We start from the raw sequence: 18,466 nt of genomic DNA on the forward strand, positions 1-18,466 counted from the left end.
GGCCCTTTTTTTATATTAATTTTTAAGCTTGTAAATCCTGAATATAATCCATAAAGACTTGATGGCGAATTGGCTTGTAAAGAATGTCATGTGCGCCTAATTCTTTTACTTCATCAAGAGACACTTCTTGGTGGGCCGTTACAAAAATAAATTTCTTGAAATCTAGTCCTTCTAAAATAAGGTTTTTTAAGAAGTCGATTCCATTCATTTTTGGCATGCGAATATCAGAGAAAATATAATCGAATTTTCCATTCTTAACTTTCTCAAGCGCCTCTTCACCGTTGTACGCAACTTCATAATCTAATCCGATGCGATCAAACATGTATTGATAGAGCTCTACTAATTCAACTTCATCTTCCACAAATAAAAACTTCAAATTAAAAATCCTGTTGTGCTGTGCTGTGTTGTCTTAAAGACACTTCATCATAGTTAATTTTTATTTGTTTATCAAGCAATTTAGTTTGATTAGCTTAACTATTTGAAATCATTTGTCTTGAAAAACTCTACATCAGCATACTTTTCCGTTGCAAGCTTAAGGTCCCATTCCGTGCGGTAAATAAAGCAAGGGCGGTCCTTAATATCAAAAGCGATATTTGCACTATAGCGGGAAATAAACTCGTCTTTAATTTTCTCGCTTGGAAATTTTATCCATCTAATACCGTTGTAAGGGAAGCCTTCGTATTCTCCCTTAACATTATATTCGTCTTCTAGGCGACGTTGGACAACTTCAAATTGCAGGGCACCAACTGCACCAAGAATTTTCTCTGTTGAGTTATGGCGTCTAAACAACTGAACAGAACCTTCTTCTGATAGTTGCTGTAGACCTTTATCAAGCTGCTTTCCTTTCATTGGGTCTTTTAAGAGAACTCTCTTAAATAGTTCCGGGGCAAAGCTTGGAATCCCTGTAAACTGCATGATTTCACCTTCTGTAAAAGTGTCTCCAATTTGCAGCTTTCCAGAATCGTGGATACCAATGATATCCCCAGGAATTGCATATTCAGTAATTTCTCGATCCTGCGCTTGAAAGATTAGCGGTGTTGCTATTTTTAATTCTTTTCCTGTTCTTGCTAATGTAACTTTTTGGCCACGTGTAAACTTTCCTGAACAAACGCGGATGAAAGCGACGCGATCACGGTGCTTTTTATCCATGTTTGCCTGAATCTTAAATACAAAACCACTAAATTTAGATTCACTTGGCTCTACAATACGTGTTTCACCTTTTTCTAGTGGTGCAGTGATTACTTCACGCTTTCCTGGACCTGGCGCAAATTTTGAGAATGTATCTAAAACTTCTTTTACACCAAAGTTATTAAGAGCAGATCCAAAGTACATTGGAGTCATGATACCTGCTAAAAACTCTTCTTCGTCGAATTCTGGCATTAGTTCATTAATCATTTCAAGATCGTTTTCTAACTTCTCTAATAATTCTTCGCCAACAAAGTCGACAATATGCTGAGCTCTTAAGTCGCTTGCATCAATGATATTTGGACTAAATGGATCTTGAGCATCTTTAAAACTCATAATTGTTTTCTTCTTAAGATCGTATACACCTTTGAAGTCAACACCTGAGCCAATTGGCCAAGTCATTGGCACACACTGAATAGAACAAGTCTTTTCAACATCATCAATTAGTTCAAATGGGTCAAGAGAATCGCGGTCAAATTTATTACAGAAAGACACAATTGGTGTATCTCGCATTCGACATACTTCCATTAGCTTCTTTGTTTGAGTCTCAACACCTTTGGCCGAGTCAATCATCATTAGAACACTCTCTACAGCAGTTAGCGTACGATAAGTATCCTCGGAGAAATCCTTGTGACCAGGAGTGTCGAGAAGGTGCATGGCACGTTCATTATATGGAAATGACATAACTGATGAAGTGATTGAGATACCACGTTCTTTTTCCATCTCCATCCAGTCTGATTTTGCGTAGTTACCTTGCTTACTCTTTACCATACCTACGCTGCGTACAACTTGACCAAACCATAAAAGTTTTTCCGTCATTGTTGTTTTCCCCGCATCTGGGTGAGAAATAATTGCAAAGGTCGCTCTTTTTAAATCTTCCATTTAATTCGTATCCTAATTTTATAATTTTATGATGCGACACTGTAACACAGTGTGAATAAATTGAATAGCTTACTTCAAATCTTATTTATTTTTTAAATTTACTTAATTGAGTGTCTTGGGCATACTCTTAGTCAATAATTTCTTTATAGAAAAGTTAACAAAATTAACAATTTAAGGAGAACTGATGAAAGGTTTTAAATCTTTAATTGGTCTTATTTGTGTTGGTGCTATTTCATTTAGTGCCCAGGCCGCAAAAAAGCCAAATTTTTTAATTATCTGGGGAGATGATATTGGTGTTGAAAATATCTCTGCCTACAGTCACGGTATTATGGGTTATAAAACTCCAAATATCGATCGAATTGCTAAAGAAGGGATGATGTTTACAGATTACTATGCTGAACAATCTTGTACAGCTGGTCGTTCAGCGTTCATCACAGGACAAGCAACTCTTAGAACAGGTCTTTCAAAAGTTGGGCTTCCTGGTGCTAAGGCTGGACTTCAAGATCGCGATATCACAATTGCAGAGGTATTAAAGACTCAAGGATATGTTACGGGTCAGTTCGGAAAGAACCACCTAGGTGATAGAGATGAGCATCTACCGACAAAACACGGTTTTGATGAATTCTATGGAAACCTATATCACTTAAATGCTGAGGAAGAGCCAGAAGATCCAGACTATCCAAAAGACAAGGCGTTTCATAAGAAATTTGGTCCTCGTGGAGTTCTTCACTCATTTGCCGATGGAAAAGTAAAAGATACTGGTCCACTGACAAAGAAGAGAATGGAAACAGTTGATGAAGATATTGTTAATCGTTCAATTAAATTCATGACTGATGCTGTTAAGAAAAAGAAGCCTTTCTTTGTATGGGTAAATACAACTGGAATGCACTACCGTACACACCCTCGTCCAGAGGCCAAAGGACTTTCAGGTCAAGGTGACTACAACGATGTATTCGTACAACACGATATGTATGTAGGTCGTCTTCTTGATTCTTTAGAGAAGAATAAGATCAAAGATAATACTTTTGTTATGTACTCAACTGACAATGGTGTTCACTTCAATACATGGCCAGATGCTGGTATTACAAAATTTAGATCTGAAAAGAATACGAACTGGGAAGGTGCTTACCGTGTTCCTGCTCTCGTTATGTTTCCTGGGAAGATTAAAGCTGGTCAAATCTCAAATGAAATTGTTTCTACACTTGATTGGATGCCGACGATCACAAAGTGGGCAGGATACTCTGATATCAATAAGAAATTTCTTAAGGGAACTCGTATTGGTAAAAAGAAGGTTAAACTTCACTTAGATGGGTTTGATCTTACCAAATATCTTGAAGGTAAGGAAAAGAAGTCTCCTCGTAATGAGTTCATTTACTTAGATGATCAAGGTGTTCCTGTTGCCGTTCGTATGGGAGATTGGAAAGTTGTTTTCTCTGAACAAAGAGCAAAGACAATGGCACTATGGGCCGAACCATTTGTTGATCTTCGTGTTTCAAAGGTATTCAATCTTCGTCGTGACCCTTATGAAAGAGCAGACCAAAACTCGAATACATACTGGGACTGGATGCAGTACAAAGCGGCTTACGTTTACATGGCCATGGATGTTACATCGAAGTTTCTTGAAACATTCAAGCAGTACCCACCAAGTCAAGCTGCTGACTCATGGAGTATGAAGGATATTACAAGAAATATTCTCCAGCAAAATAAAAAGAAATAACTTACTTTGATATGGCGGACCTAGTGTTCGCCATATTTATATTTGGAATGATTATGTCTGTTTTAAATGAAATTCAAAATATTCAAGAACAATTAAATAATCGAATCATTGGTCAAGAAGAGATCATTGAAAAGATCATTCTTGCAGTTCTATGTAATGGAAATGTTCTTCTTGAAGGTAATCCTGGAACAGGTAAAACGACAACGGTAAAATACCTGGCCGGACTGATTGGTGCCGATTTAGGTCGTATTCAATTTACTCCAGATTTACTCCCATCAGATGTTGTTGGTTCTGAGTTATATTTGACTGATGAAAGTGGTAAGGGCCGTATTGAATTTAGTAAAGGACCTGTTTTTAACAATCTTCTTTTGGCAGATGAAATTAACCGTGCCCCCTCAAAAGTACAATCAGCTCTTCTTGAGGCCATGGAAGAAAGGCAAGTTACAGTAAATGGTGTTACTCATAAATTACCTAAACTTTTTATGGTTTTAGCAACTCAAAACCCAATTGAACAAGATGGTACATATCCGCTTCCTGAAGCACAATTAGATCGCTTTATTTTTAAGTTAATTCTCAATTATCCTAATAAGGATAATGAAATGAAAATTATGCAATTAATTCGAGATAATTATAATGCTCCACAGATCAAGAGTGTCTCAAGTGAAGAGATCATTTTTGAGGCGAGAAATGAAATTCAAAAGATTACTTCTTCGGCCGCAATTGATCAGTATATTGTTGATATTGTCGATGCAACAAGAAGTAGCGATAAACTCCCTGATGATATACGTAAGTATATAACAATGGGACTTAGTACTCGTACGACCCTCTCGCTAGATATTGCTGCTAAGGCTAAGGCCTGGCTTTGTGGCAGCGAATTTGTTACTCCCGATCACGTGCGTTCAATAATGAAGCCAGTTCTAAGGCATCGATTATATATTAGTTATGAGGCCATCGCTGATGGAGTCTCGGCCGATAATATAATTGATCAAATAATAGACTCAGTAGCTGTATTGTAAAAACAATGATTCAAGAGAATAAGATTTACATATCTAAGAACTATCTAATGGAGCTTAAAGCTAAGATGGTTCATTTTCGTACATTCATTGATCGACCGATTAGGAATGAGTATGTAGGAAGGTTCGCATCTAAAGTAAAAGGCCAAGGCCTAATTTTTGAAGAGATGGATAATTATCGTCTAGGAGACGATATCAGAAATATGAACTGGAAACTTACACAGAAACTTTCTAGGCCTGTTGTTAAGAGATATACCGAAGATAAAGAAAGACCGGTCTACTTAGTTGTTGATCAAAGCTCAACCATGTTCTTTGGTTCAACAAGTAAAATGAAGTCTGTAGTGGCCTGTGAGTTAGCAAGTATCTCATATTGGAGCGTTGTAAATAATCAAGACCCAGTCGGGGCCTTTGTTATTTCTAATGATGGTCATAGCTTTATAAAAGCATCAAAGTCACAAGCAAGATCTGTTGCTATATTAAATGAGTTAGAGAGCGCAAATCGTAAACTCGATGTAAGTAGTTTGACTAATAAGATGGATGTGGTTGAAGAGGCCTTAAAGCGTCTTAGACATGAAGTTAGACAGAATTCTCTCATTATATTTATTTCCGATTTTTTGGATTTTAATGAAGGTGCTTTTACACAATTGAAGTTGTTGGCCAATAAGAATGAGTTAGTTTTAGCTCATATTGTTGATCAAAATGAAACAAGGCTTCCAGAGGTTAGTAATTTTGTCATATCAAATAGTATTGATGAACTAACTATTAACTCGAAAGGGGAGAAGTTACAAAATGCTTATAAAGAAAATTGGGATAAGCATATTGATAGACTTTATGGCCTATGTCGGAAATTATCGTTTCCTATATTTGAAATAAATACTCATGAGAATATTTTTACTCAGTTAAAACAGAGGCGTTTTCATGAGTAAGGCCCTCGAAACAATTAAGCATGAGTATTTTGGGAATCTATCGATTAAAGGAATTCAAGAAGTTTCTGTTGAAATTAGTAGTGTCTCATTGTTGCCACAAACTTGGGGATGGGCCCTACTGCTCATTATAATAATTAGTTTTGTTCTCTACTATATTTATCAACGTATTCTTTATCTAAAAAAGTATGGCCCCTATCTCAGAATCTATAAGGGCCTAACTAATAAGGATAAAGTTGAAGATATTTATCTCTTATATAAAAAAGTTTTCAAATTAAGGTTTAAAAAGCAAATTAATGATCGATTCTTAGTTGATAATGGACTTGGAGAGTATTCTCAACTTGAGCAAGATGAGCTTAATGAATATATCTATTCAGCTAAAAATATAGATGTTGAAGATGAGATCATTTTAAAAAAGAAAATGCTTTTAGATATTGGAGTTATTTTAGGGAGGTATCGTGATTAGTTTCGAGCATCCTATTTTCTTTCTGATTGTGCTATTGCCAATATTTGTTCATTTCCTTTTTAAGCCTTTTAGGATGCGACAAACTTCTATTAGAGCATCATTTTACAATATTGTTGCTGAAAGTATGCAAACAGCAGCAGGTGCTGAAAATATTAGAAAACGTAAACATATTCAAAACTCCTTATTAATAATTTCATGGGTTCTTTTTTGTGTCGCTCTTTCTAAGCCTGTCATGAGTGGTAAAGAAATAATTAAAAATATTTCTTCAAAGAGCTTCTATATCGCATTGGATTTGTCTGGCTCGATGAGCTATCAAGATACCCAAACTGGTGAGACAAGACTTGATGTTGCTAAGAAGAATATCACAAAATTTATTAATGAAAGAAGTGATGACTTTCTTGGACTTATTGTCTTTGGAGACTCTGCTTACCTTCAGGCCCCATTATCAAATGATAAAAAATCACTTGTGTCACTTGTTGAGCAATCTAGTGTCGGGATGGCCGGTCTTAGTACCAGGTTAGGAGACGCCATTGGACTCGGAATTAAGCGATTTCGAGATACTAAGGTTAAAGAACGTGTTTTCATCTTATTAACTGATGGCAATGATACGGGTAGTGAAGTTCGTCCTATTGATGCTGCTCAAATAGCTAAGAATGAGAATATTAGAATTTATGTTTTGGGGTATGGAGATCCTACTACTGTAGGTGAGAATAGCCTTGATACAAATACACTCAAACAGATCGCCACGTTAACTAATGGCCGATTTTACTTACCCAAGAATGAGAAAGAGCTTGAAGAGGCATTTAAAGAAATCAACTCTATTGAAGTTCAGCAAATGACAAGATTAACATATCGGCCAAAGTACGACCTCTTTTATTACCCAATTATTATAATTTTATTATTATACCTCTTTGCCATTGTAATCGTGATATCTAGTCGACACTTTAGACATAGGAGTGTGCAATGAGTGAAATCTTGGTGCTAGCTAAAGCATTTATTATACGCTTTTATACTAATATTGCTGCTTTCCACTTCATTAGGCCATGGTGGCTGCTTTTGCTTATTGTCGTAGTTCTATTTGCTGTACTCTATTTACGAAGTAAGAAGATGGGTGAGCTTGGACAATATTTTGGCCGTGATATTTTAAATGCTCTTGTTGTAAAACAACGAGGAGAATACCTTAAAGATCCACAGTTATGGGCGCTAGCATTAGCTTTTATGCTTATTCTTGCCGCTAGTGGACCTAGTTTTGAAAAGGTAAGGACATCCTTTGATGAGAATGAATCTAAAACAATGCTTGTCTTTAATCTTTCTGAATCAATGGAGTCAATTGATATATCACCTTCGCGTATTGAAAGAGCAAAATTAAAAATTATCGATCTATTAAAAATTACTCAAGGCTCTTATTACTCTCTTGTTGTTACATCTGGTAACTCATATCAAATTCTTCCCTTTACAAGAGATTTTAATATCTTAAACAATTTCATTACAGCACTTGATACCTCTCTTGTAACAGGTGAACTCTTGCGCTTATCAAGTCTTGAGAAAGTAGTGGCATCTTCCTTTACAAAAGATGGCCAGGGGCAAAACTTAATTTTTATCTCTGATCAAGTTGATGATGAATCGATTCCAATTATGGCCCGTGGTCTTGAATCCAATGATGTTAACTTAATTGTCTATGGTGTAGGCCGACCAGAAGTTGAATTAGATAGCAATACTTTCAATCCTACTTTACTGCAGAAGTTTGCTTCAGTAGGAAATGGTAATTATATAGAGTTCTCTAATGACAATAGTGATATTGCTCAAGTGAGTGCTTATTTAACAAAGTATTACCCCCTAGATAGCGATAGTGATCTTCCTTGGCATGATCTTGGTTATTATCTACTCTTTCTATGCATTGCCCCTTTTGTTATGTACTTTAGGCGTGGTTGGGTGGCCGTTATTCACTGTTTTATTATTTTTGTTTGCTTCTCTCCAAAGACTGTAAAAGCAAATATAATATTGGATCCATTCTTAACTTCAAATCAACAAGGCCATTTATTTTATAAGCTCGGTTATTTTAAGAAGGCCGCTAAAGAATATGATGATCAGTATAGTAAGGCCCTCTCTTATTATTTGGCTGAGGACTTTAAGAATGCTCAGCTATATTTTTCAAGCCTTGATTCTCCTGCTGCGAGATTTGCAAATGCAAATTGCATTGCACATATGGGTTATTACTTATCAGCACAATTAGAATACGAAAAGATTATTAAGAGTGGTGGCCCCTATGCAAAGAAGGCAATGCAAAATGTTGAGATTATGAAAAAACTTGTTGCTGAGATTGATGCAACTAGTTTGGCCCAAAGGGCCGAAGAGGACGAGAAGACAAAACTCTACCGTGAGAAATTTAAGATATCTCGCGGGGCCAAGGTATTAGAGACAAATACAAAAGATTCAAGGGAATCAAAAGATGCTCTAAATGTCGATTTATGGATGAATAAAGTTCATTCACCTCTGCGAGAGTTTTTGGCCCGTAAAATTCAAATCATAGATCAGCAAATAGAAACTAAAAAATCTGATAATGATGAGGTTGATAATGAATAGATCAATATTTTATTTCCTCTCATTTTTTATACTGGTTTTTCATCGTCATTCTTATGCATTAAATGGAATAAAAAGTTATTTGAACTCAGGCGAGATTGAGTTCTCGTTTGTAAGAGCAGGTGAAGGGAAGATTGTTCCAAAACAATTAGTTGTTTTCGATCTTTTTACAAAATATCAAAAAGGCTTAGAGGTTGATGTTAGAGTTCTCGATATCAACTTTTCTAAAGGACTAGCAACTCAGCAAAGCACTCGCGAGTACTTCCTTCAGTCTTCTGGCAATTTTTTATTGAAATCTCAAAGTATTCAAGTCTTTCCAAGTTATAGTGGTAACCTTCTTGTTGAAGGCGTTAGACTTGCCGTTACTGTTCGTAATAAATCGACAGGTGTAAAAGGCCGTGAAGAAATCTTTTTGCCTGGCCCATCTTTTGAGGTTGAAGATGTGGGAGCTAATTATGATTTTGTTGCCTCGGGAGTTGAGGAAAGCCTCACTCAAATTAGTGAACAAAAAGAAGACTCAGATGCTCTTGTTTTTGAATACAAAATTGAAGCGAGTCAGACAAGTGTGGCCCTTTTACCTCAAATGCGTTTTAAGAGGCAAGATGATGTCTCGTTTTATTATGAAGTACTTGAAAAGGATGATCGTTTTGATCGTGGAGAAGCGAAATCTATTATAAGAGAAAAGATAACTGTCGTCTTTAATCGTGCTGGTAGTGTTAAGCTTGAGCCCACAAGGATTCGTTATTTTGATATAGATAATGATGAAATTCAAAATAGTGAACTACAAAATATAATAATACACTTGGGAGGATTTTACTTCTCTACTAAGACTAAACTCTTAATCTGTGTCATCGCTTTAGTTCTTGTGTTTGTTTTTTATCTCTATCGACTAAATCGAGAATCACTCGCATATTTTTATAATAATTTAAAAGAAGAGTATAATAATCGACGTGTTTTCAAACAGATTATAAAAAAGCGAGATGCAGTTGGACTAATCAACTACTTATATCGATTTGCGCATGATGCCAATGAGCTTACTCTGATGTCATTTTTTGAAAATTATGGTATTGATGATTCTGCTATATCTAATATTTCTAATGAAGAGGCCATTGTCGGTATTGAAAAACTATTTGCCGATCTTTTTTTAGAATCTAAGCAGTCTGAGGATTATTGGCCACACTTCGAAAGATTATCGCTTAAGAGAGATCTCAAAATTGCATCACTTAAGTATGGTAATCACATAAGTGAGCTTAACTAGTGCAAATTATACTTAATATCATCTTCTTTGTTCTCGTTCTTATTGCTGCTCCTTCGTGTTTTAATAAAAAACTAGAAGTTACAAAATTTGATCCCACAAAAATTTCTTATGAACAATTAAAGAGTAATAATGATCCATCAACATGTTTTCAGTGTCACGAGGATGTCTCAACTCAGTGGAGCAGTTCAGATCATTTTCATTCAATGAATAAGGGGACTAAGGAATTTGTAAAAGGTGATTTTAATAATAAAGTTTTTGAAGCAAATAGAACAAAGTATCTATTTGTCGAGAAACAAGGTCAGTTTTATATTTCTATCAACGGCCTCGATTATAAAGTTCTTTATACATTTGGACATTATCCACTTCAGCAATATGTTGTTGATACTGGAAAAGATGGTAAATTCCAAGTACCTCCAATTGCTTGGGATATCGAAGCTAAGAGGTGGTTTAATACTTTAAGTGAAGTTCAAGTAAATCATCCACACCTTAGTGATTCACTAAAGTGGGATAATAGAGTTAATAATTGGAATAATCGCTGTGCAAGCTGCCACTCTTCAGGCCTAGATAAGTCTTATGATTTTAAAACTGATTCATATAAGACTAAGTCTTTAAGTGAAAATGTCTCATGCTTTTCTTGTCACGGTGATGCTAGTACACACCTTAAGTGGGCCAGTATGCCTTTAGAAGATAGAGACTCTAATCTGACAAACAAAGGCTTTTGGCGTAATTCAACAAATGGTTATAAAGAGATTATTCCTGCAAAAGATGGTGGTGTGCATACGTATATTACAGAACATGATGCAAACACGACTTGTCTTACTTGTCACAGTTTAAGAGAAGACATGAGTGATCATGCTGACTTTGCTGCTGACTTCTTTAATCAATTCTCTCTGACGATTGTAAATGATAATCAGTACCATATTGATGGCCAGCAGAAAGAAGAAGCTTTTGTAGGTGGCTCTTTTCTCCAATCAAAAATGTTCCATAATGGTGTCAAATGTATTAATTGCCACAATCCTCATAGTGGTAAACTTAAAAAAGAAGGAAGTGCTCTTTGTTTACAGTGTCACGATCTTTCTTATGATAAAAAGGCCCATCATGGACATGAAATCGCAAGTGCAAGTTGTGTCGACTGTCACATGCCTAAAAAGGCCTTTATGGGAATTGATATGAGGGCCGATCATAAATTTGTCATTCCTAGGCCTGATTATTCTCTTTCCTATGGTGTACCTAATAGTTGTACTTCTTGTCATAGCGATATTTCAAAAGAGAAGATGAACTCGATGTTCCAAACTAAGTTTCCAAATCTTAAAACAAGAGATGAGCTCCTTGAGATAATTGGTGAAATGAAGAAGGGGAATTTTAAAAATAAAAATCGACTACTGTCGTATATCAATAATGTTGACATGCCAGAGATGAAAAGGGCCGCGGCCATTGTTCTTCTAAGAGAGTTTCCTAGCATGAAGAAAGTCGATTACGAGAAGTTATTAAGTAGTGATTCAATTTTGATAAAAAAAGCGACATTGGAATTGTTGTTAAACTTTCCAGATATTTCACAGCTTCAGACGGCCATTATCGATTTGGCAAAAAAAGGACCTAAGCTTCTATCTTTCTCAGCGGTTTATGTTCTAGCAACTCATGGCCTTAATTTTGAAAAGGCTCCAGGCATTGAACTTAGGCCTCAGCTTGATTCTCTACTAACTATGTTAGAGCTTCATAGTGATGCTCCTGATAATATTCTTAAACTGGCAACTTTGTCTCGTTTTGGCCTATTTCCTAAAACACCTGCACAACTTCTTGAGGCTTCCATAAAGAAGTATCCATATTTTATTGCGGCCTATATCAATTTGGCCGATCTTCATCGCTCAATTGGTAATGAAGCACAGACGGTACAAATCTTAACGCAGGCATTGAATAAAAACCCACAGGATGGCAGTGTTTTAACTGCACTAGGTATGCATTACACGCGACTAGGAGATTATCCTAAGGCCCTTGATTATTTTAAATCTGCGAGTGACTTGAATAAAGATAATGCTTATTTTAATTACCTCTATATACTTACCTATAAGCAGGTTTTTGGTGCTGAGCAGGCGCTTGGTGAAGCTAAGAAATACGAATCTCGCTATGAGGCATCATTCCTTTTTAACCAATTACTTTTTGCTTTAAGTGTAGAGCTTCAGGATGTTGAGAATACGAAGTTCTATAGTAAGAAAATAAATCGTTTTAGACAGTGATTTTGAAACAAAAATTACTGTGAAAAGTCGTGATTCTCTTACATTTTTAAGAATTTTTAATGAAGGCCATTAGGTCAACAAACTACTGTTGTAATATTTACATGTGCAAAAATGATAGGTTGTAACATCTCAAATCACGTCGTATAAACCACTCATTAATGTAGCAGGGATTGATGAATAAACATATCGATAAAGTTGTGTTGTTGTTCTTTGTTCCCCAAATTCGTGTTAATTTTCGTGTTGTTGTTATTCTCGAATTATTCGTATGTTTTTCAATTTCTGCTACACCTAATATATATAAAGGCCTGCATTGCAGGCCTTTTTTTTTCTTATTGTTTTAATTCTTTGTGCTTGTCTTGAATCATTTTAACAATTTCTAGCGTGTCTTTCGTGCGTAACATCTTAGGTGAAATCTCGTCACTTGGAAGCTCCCAAAGTTTATCTAGGGTACGGTAGAACTTAAGGTTCTTATTTGCCCATACCTCATCAACTTTACTAACAGCAGTGAAGTGAGGTGCTGTGTGTAGTACTTCTGGAGAATCAGAAAGAACATTTTTGATTGCTACTAGAACATCAGTAAAATCATCTAGCTCTTTCTTTGTGAAAGATTCAGTTGGTTCAATCATAAGACCAAATACTTCTGGGAAAGCAACTGTTGGTGCGTGAAGCCCGAAGTCTAGGAATAACTTTCCAACTTTTGCAATAATCTGGTTCTTAAGAGTTCCTGACTTTTCGATATGAGCAAACATATCGTCACTTAGTGTAATAATAAATTCGTGCATACGTGGTGTTTCATCCGCTCCATGTGGTAGCATTGGATAAACATCCTTAAGCTTTTGGAAAAGATAGCGTGCACTTAATACTGCAATTTGTGACATTGTCACAACACCGTCTTGGCCTAGGGCCTTTAGATAAGTGTAGGCACGTACCTTGTGAGCAACGTTTCCATCGTGGCGGTGGAAGTCTCCAATACATTTTGGAGCACGTACTTTCTTGTATGAACCATCAGCTAACTTCTCAATTTGAGTTCCTGGAATATAGTCAATAAGTTTGCTACTTACAGCAACGATAGCATCTCCTGGTCCACCTCCACCGTGTGGTATAGTCCAAGTTTTATGAAGGTTGTTGTGGCAAGCATCCACTCCTAATTTCTCAAGAGAAACAATCCCTGCAATAGCGTTCATATTCGCACCGTCCATATAGACTAGGCCGTCAACAGAGTGAATAAGATCCGCTACTTCTTTAAAGTTCTCTTCAAAGATACCTGCTGTATTAGGATTTGTTACCATGATACCAGCAATGCGCTCGCCATCTGTTTTGATAATCTCTTTTAGTTGCTCAAGATCAATTTGACCTCTTTCATTAGCATCTAAAGTAATGATACCAACTTGTTTCCCGTCAACTTTAGCTGGGACAAAACCAGCTACTGCGGCAGTCGCTGGATTAGTTCCGTGGGCAGAGCGTGGGATAAGAATTACATTCTTAGTTTCAGCGTTACCTCTATCTGCATGATAGGCCTGGAGCATCTTGATACCAACAAGTTCTCCCTGTGCACCGGCCACTGCTTGAGTAACAAGTCCTGGAAGTCCTGTTATCGCTTTAAAATCTTCTTGGATATTGTAAAGAAGCTCAAGTGTTCCTTGAGTATACTTATCATCTAGGTCTGGGTGTGCCATTGTAAAGCCAGCAAGCCCTGCTGCCCAGTCATTCACATATGGATTGTATTTCATTGTACATGAACCAAGAGGGTAGATGGCATCATCTGGAGAAACGTTTAAGCTTCCACACTTGTCGTAAAATGCTTTTACTTCTTCTGTTGTGAAAGTTGCAATCCCTGGCGCATCTTCTCTTATATATGTTTGAGGGATTTCCGGCATGAAGAATTCTGATTCACTTTGCGCTGAAAAATTTGCATTAAAAGCAGCAATTAATTTATCGAGATCTTCTTGAGTGTGCTGGTCACCAAAAGAGACTTTTAATAGGTTTCCTTCTAGATTGTGGCGGCCACTAATATCTTTACCTGCAACTAGATCTTCAGTTGAGGCAAGCATGTCACTTACTTTCTTATCTAACTTTAGAACAACTTCATTAAAGTAAGGAGCATCAAAGGCAAGCTCCACACCATCTAGGTGTAGAATATTTGAAAGGAAGTATTGAGTGTTTTGTCTTGAAGTTGCAAGCTTATCTGATAAACCTTCATCACCAAGTGCTAAAAGTGCAGCACCTGCAATTGTTGCTACAAATGACTGGTTTGAGCAGATATTACTTGTGGCCTTCTCACGACGGATATGTTGTTCACGAGTTGATAGTACCATCGCAAGACATTCTTGATTATTCATATCAACTGCATTGCCTACGTAGCGTCCAGCAGTTTGGCGAATTTGATTCTTATTTGCGTCGTTAAAACGAATTCCAAAGATACCTAAACCTGGTCCACCATAGTTTGCGTCTAGGCAAAGGTGTTGACCTTCACCAACGATCATTGTTGCACCGGCCTTGTCACTACCGTATGCACTTGGCTTCTTTAAACCACCCTTAGCAAGTAGCATTGGGTCGATAATAGCAATTGAGAATACTTCGTTGTCACGACATAGGTCAGTTAAGGCATCAACATCTTCTAGTAGACCAAGTGAGTTTACTTGGCCAAATGCAAATGCAGCAATTTCTTTATTTGTTTCAAGTAACTCTTTTACTTTATCGAAGTCTGTTAGACCGCTTTCTTTATTAATTGGTGCCCATAGGATTTCCAGATCAGTATGTGCAGCATTTGTTTCAAGTACACTTCTATCTTGAGGATAGATTGCTTCACTTACTAATACTTTTGTTCTCTTGCGTGCAAGACGTACTCCTGTCTTTAGTGCTTCAAATAAACAAGTTGATCTTTCGTATAAAGACGCATTAATCGCTTCATAACCAGTTAGTGCTGTAATTGCACTTGAGTAGATCCAAAGAGTGTTTAGTGTTCCTTGTGATCTTTCAGGTTGGTAAGGAGTGTATGCTGTTGTTAGACCTCTAATATTACAAACATATGGAACGATCTCATGAATTTTAAACTGTGGAAGTCCATCACCTAAGAAGTTTGTAGGGATTTTATTCTTCTTTGATAGTTCATCAAGATTAGTAACGAGATCATCATAAGATAGTCCTTCTTTTAAAGGGATTTTTGATGAGAATTTTACATCGTCTTTAATATGAGAGAATAATTCTTCTAGTGTCGTTAGACCTAGTTCGTTTAACATCTGTTTAATTTCTTCATCACTTGCACTGATATAATTCTTTGCAAGTTCACGATTAAGATCACCAGAGTTTACTTTTAAATTTCTTGGGTCAAAACCAAGTTTCTCAATAGTTGAGTTTGATACGTCTTGTGTGTGTGACATCTGTTCTCCGTGTGTGTTATATCTAGATAAATTAATTCTAAAGTATGTATTTACGAAAAGTATATATAGCATAGAAAAAACTGGCCATCTACTTGATTTTAATATGAATGAGACTTCACTAAAGACTAATATTGATATTGTAATTGACTGCGCGCAAGAAGAAGATTTAAAAACAGAATCTCTGAATCAAGCGCTGCGCAACTATTTGCAGAAGCTCTCTTCTCATAAATTGACTTATCAATTGCACATGACAGGTGAATCCTTACAAGGGGTTTATTTAGTTTGGAAAGATAATGAATTGTGCTTATTTGATCCGGCCCGAGATTCTTCATTGAAGCTTGATTGGGCAACAGACTTACAAACTCATTTAAAAAGGAATTATGCTGTAACAAAAGAGCCGCTTTTTCGTGCCCTAAAACTGAAAGGTGGTGACATCGAGCATAATAAAGTTGTTGATGCAACCCTAGGTACAGGTAAAGACGCTTGCTTACTTTTAAGCTTTGGCTGTCATCTCGATTGTTTTGAAAGAAATCCCTATGTTTTTGGACTTGCTCTTTGGGCGTATGAGAAGGCCATAAGTTTTGAAAATGAAAAGATTTCTAATATTTTCAAAAAATATATGAGCATCAGCTATGGTCAAGCAACTTTGGCCGATACGGGAAGTGATTTTAAGCGATGCTTTTACGATCCCATGTATGAAATGACAAAATCCAAGGCCAAGAGTGCGCTTAGTCGCAAGGAAATGGAAGTCTTTAAGGACTTAGTAGGTAAAGATACTGATCAGGATCTATACCTATGGTCTTTGTGTACCAAATTTCCTTTAGTTTGCTTAAAGAGGCCAATTAAAGCAAATGAGGTACAAATTCCTACTGATTGTAAGCATCAAAGAGTCGTCTACAGCGGTAAATCGACACGTTATGAGCGCTACTTTCTTCCTTAATATTCTTAAGAAAACATAGTCTTTTAATAAAGTTATTGTTATTATTTCAAGCGTTTAGTAACTCAAACTCAAATTAAAGGAATTTCATGGATATCGTTATTTCTCCAGCGAAGAAACTTAATTTTGATCACTCAGATATCACTGTTGCTCAAGATGTAAATCTAGAGAAACCTACGTTCATAAAAGAGGCCACTGAGCTTGCTACTAAGATGGCAAATTTTGAAAGTGAAGATTTATCTAAAATGATGAAGCTTTCAAAGGCCTTGGCCGATTTGAATGTTGATCGTTTTAATAATTTTAAGAAAACAAATGATCTTGGCGCTGCAATTTTTAGTTTTGCAGGAGATACATATCAAGGCCTAAATGCGGGTGAGCTTAAAAAGAGTGAGTTAAACTATGCTCAAAAACACTTAAAGATTCTTTCTGGCCTCTATGGTGTTCTTGCTCCATTTGATGAGTTACGTGCTTATCGTTTAGAGATGGGAACTCGTATTAATGGCCAAGGTCTAACAAATCTTTATAATTTTTGGGGCGAAAAAATTGTTGAAAAAATTAATGAAGATGCAAAAGCGAATAAGTCTAAGTATCTTGTTAACCTCGCTTCAGAGGAATACTTCAAGAGTGTTAAAAAAGACAAACTCGTTCCTGAACTTGTTAATGTGCGCTTCTTAGATTTTAAGAATGGCCAATATAAGGTTATTTCTTTCAATGCTAAAAGAGCACGCGGTATGATGGCACGCTTTATTATTGAAAATAAAATTAAGGATATTGAAGGCCTTAAAAACTTTGATGTTGCTGGTTACAAGTATGCTGACTTTGATGAAGTAAATAATGAACTTATTTTTAAAAGAAAAGAGTCTTAAATATAAAGGATTAAGTATGAAGAAGTATGATGTGTACGGAATGGGAAATGCCCTTGTTGATATGGAATTTAAAGTTTCTGATGAATTCCTAAACGACCACCTAATTGAAAAAGGCCTAATGACTCTTGTTGAAAAAGAAAGACAAGATCACCTTCTTAACTCTCTTAGAGGAAGTAATGTTGGTCATTCTCGTGCTTGTGGGGGATCTGCTGCAAATACGATTATTGGTGCTACTCAACTTGGTGCTAAAACTTTCTACTCATGTAAAGTTGCACAAGATGAAACAGGAGAGTTCTATAAGAATGACCTGCTTGCAAATGGTGTTAAGTCTAATATTGAACAAGGTCTATATGATGGTGAAACAGGTAAGTGTCTTGTCATGATCTCTGAAGATGCAGAAAGAACTATGAATACTTTTCTTGGAACGACTGCAACATATTCAGATGAACAACTTGATCTTGCCGCTCTAGGCGACAGTAAGTGGCTTTATATGGAAGGTTATCTTGTAACTGGTGCGGCGGGAATTGCTGCCTGTCAAACGGCCAGAGATTTTGCAAGAAAGAATGATGTTAAAGTTGCATTAACATTTTCTGATCCTGGTATTGTAGGCTTCTTTAAAGATGGCTTCAAGCAAATGATTGGTGATGATAAGTTGGATCTTCTTTTCTGTAACGAGGAAGAAGCAAAATCATTTACTGGAATGGATTCAGTTGAGAAAGCATTTGAAGCGCTAAAGAATATTTCACATTCTTTTGCAATTACTGCTGGCTCAAAAGGAGCTTTCCTTTATAATGGTTCAGAGCAAATTAATGTTTCAGCTCCAAAGGTTTCTGCTGTTGATACTAACGGTGCAGGAGACTTATTTGCAGGTGCATTCCTTTACGGGATTACTAATGGACTAGACTTTAGCGCTGCAGGAACACTTGCATGTGCGTGTTCTGCAAAGCTTGTAACACAATACGGGCCAAGATTAGAAAAAGAACAAACTCATTCTATTTTAAAAGAAGTTTTATAAGAAGGTATTT

Annotated in this window: 14 protein-coding genes; 11 read left to right on the forward strand and 3 right to left on the reverse strand. The window is 36.4% G+C overall.

What is annotated here, in order from left to right; genetic code table 11:
• Window positions 1-22 precede the first annotated feature (22 nt).
• Both ACMAYS_RS01135 and ACMAYS_RS01140 read right to left on the reverse strand, forming a co-directional pair.
• The gene (locus tag ACMAYS_RS01135; protein WP_392992057.1) at window positions 23-376 is read right to left on the reverse strand and encodes a response regulator; all 354 of its coding nucleotides are present in this window, start codon (window positions 374-376) and stop codon (window positions 23-25) included.
• A gap of 98 nt (window positions 377-474) precedes the next feature.
• Entirely contained in the window at window positions 475-2,067 is a 1,593-nt protein-coding gene (locus ACMAYS_RS01140) for a peptide chain release factor 3 (protein ID WP_412462565.1), read from the reverse strand.
• Between the two features lie 184 nt (window positions 2,068-2,251).
• Here ACMAYS_RS01140 and ACMAYS_RS01145 point away from each other — a divergent pair, with 184 nt between their 5' ends.
• The 8 genes from ACMAYS_RS01145 to ACMAYS_RS01180 all read left to right on the forward strand — a co-directional run bounded on the left by ACMAYS_RS01145 (window position 2,252) and on the right by ACMAYS_RS01180 (window position 12,258).
• Complete coding sequence (locus tag ACMAYS_RS01145) at window positions 2,252-3,784, forward strand: arylsulfatase (RefSeq protein ID WP_392992054.1); 1,533 nt, start codon at window positions 2,252-2,254, stop codon at window positions 3,782-3,784.
• Window positions 3,785-3,837: 53 nt separating this feature from the next.
• Complete coding sequence (locus tag ACMAYS_RS01150) at window positions 3,838-4,800, forward strand: AAA family ATPase (protein ID WP_412462566.1); 963 nt, start codon at window positions 3,838-3,840, stop codon at window positions 4,798-4,800.
• Window positions 4,801-4,805: 5 nt separating this feature from the next.
• A complete protein-coding gene (locus ACMAYS_RS01155) occupies window positions 4,806-5,723 on the forward strand; it encodes a DUF58 domain-containing protein (RefSeq protein ID WP_412462567.1) in 918 nt (305 codons plus the stop codon).
• Window positions 5,716-6,186, forward strand: coding sequence for a hypothetical protein (locus ACMAYS_RS01160; protein WP_412462568.1), 471 nt, complete (start codon window positions 5,716-5,718; stop codon window positions 6,184-6,186). The genes ACMAYS_RS01155 and ACMAYS_RS01160 overlap by 8 nt, the downstream gene beginning before the upstream one ends.
• 73 nt (window positions 6,187-6,259) lie before the next feature.
• Entirely contained in the window at window positions 6,260-7,153 is an 894-nt protein-coding gene (locus tag ACMAYS_RS01165) for a VWA domain-containing protein (RefSeq protein WP_392992046.1), read from the forward strand.
• Window positions 7,150-8,769 carry a vWA domain-containing protein gene (locus ACMAYS_RS01170; RefSeq protein WP_412462569.1) on the forward strand — a complete coding sequence of 540 codons (1,620 nt, stop codon included), beginning with the start codon at window positions 7,150-7,152 and terminating at the stop codon, window positions 8,767-8,769. Before ACMAYS_RS01165 ends, ACMAYS_RS01170 begins: the two co-directional genes overlap by 4 nt.
• Before the next feature lie 79 nt (window positions 8,770-8,848).
• The gene (locus ACMAYS_RS01175; RefSeq protein ID WP_412462570.1) at window positions 8,849-10,024 is read left to right on the forward strand and encodes a hypothetical protein; all 1,176 of its coding nucleotides are present in this window, start codon (window positions 8,849-8,851) and stop codon (window positions 10,022-10,024) included.
• Window positions 10,024-12,258, forward strand: coding sequence for an ammonia-forming cytochrome c nitrite reductase subunit c552 (locus ACMAYS_RS01180; RefSeq protein WP_412462571.1), 2,235 nt, complete (start codon window positions 10,024-10,026; stop codon window positions 12,256-12,258). The genes ACMAYS_RS01175 and ACMAYS_RS01180 overlap by 1 nt, the downstream gene beginning before the upstream one ends.
• Before the next feature lie 329 nt (window positions 12,259-12,587).
• Here the strand turns inward: ACMAYS_RS01180 and gcvPB are convergent, their stop codons facing one another.
• Window positions 12,588-15,638: an aminomethyl-transferring glycine dehydrogenase subunit GcvPB gene (gcvPB, locus tag ACMAYS_RS01185; RefSeq protein WP_412462572.1), complete on the reverse strand. Its 3,051-nt coding sequence runs from the start codon at window positions 15,636-15,638 to the stop codon at window positions 12,588-12,590.
• Between the two features lie 103 nt (window positions 15,639-15,741).
• On the opposite strand from gcvPB, the gene ACMAYS_RS01190 reads away from it, so the two are divergent.
• The 3 genes from ACMAYS_RS01190 (at window position 15,742) to ACMAYS_RS01200 (ending at window position 18,456) form a co-directional block, all read left to right on the forward strand.
• Window positions 15,742-16,578: a class I SAM-dependent methyltransferase gene (locus ACMAYS_RS01190; protein WP_392992037.1), complete on the forward strand. Its 837-nt coding sequence runs from the start codon at window positions 15,742-15,744 to the stop codon at window positions 16,576-16,578.
• 86 nt (window positions 16,579-16,664) lie between these two features.
• Window positions 16,665-17,441: a peroxide stress protein YaaA gene (gene yaaA, locus ACMAYS_RS01195; RefSeq protein WP_103217166.1), complete on the forward strand. Its 777-nt coding sequence runs from the start codon at window positions 16,665-16,667 to the stop codon at window positions 17,439-17,441.
• Window positions 17,442-17,457: 16 nt separating this feature from the next.
• Complete coding sequence (locus ACMAYS_RS01200; RefSeq protein WP_392992035.1) at window positions 17,458-18,456, forward strand: adenosine kinase; 999 nt, start codon at window positions 17,458-17,460, stop codon at window positions 18,454-18,456.
• The last annotated feature ends 10 nt before the right edge of the window (window positions 18,457-18,466 follow it).

Source organism: Halobacteriovorax sp. RT-2-6 (assembly GCF_047085025.1).
In the GTDB taxonomy this organism is placed as follows: Bacteria; Bdellovibrionota; Bacteriovoracia; order Bacteriovoracales; family Bacteriovoracaceae; genus Halobacteriovorax_A.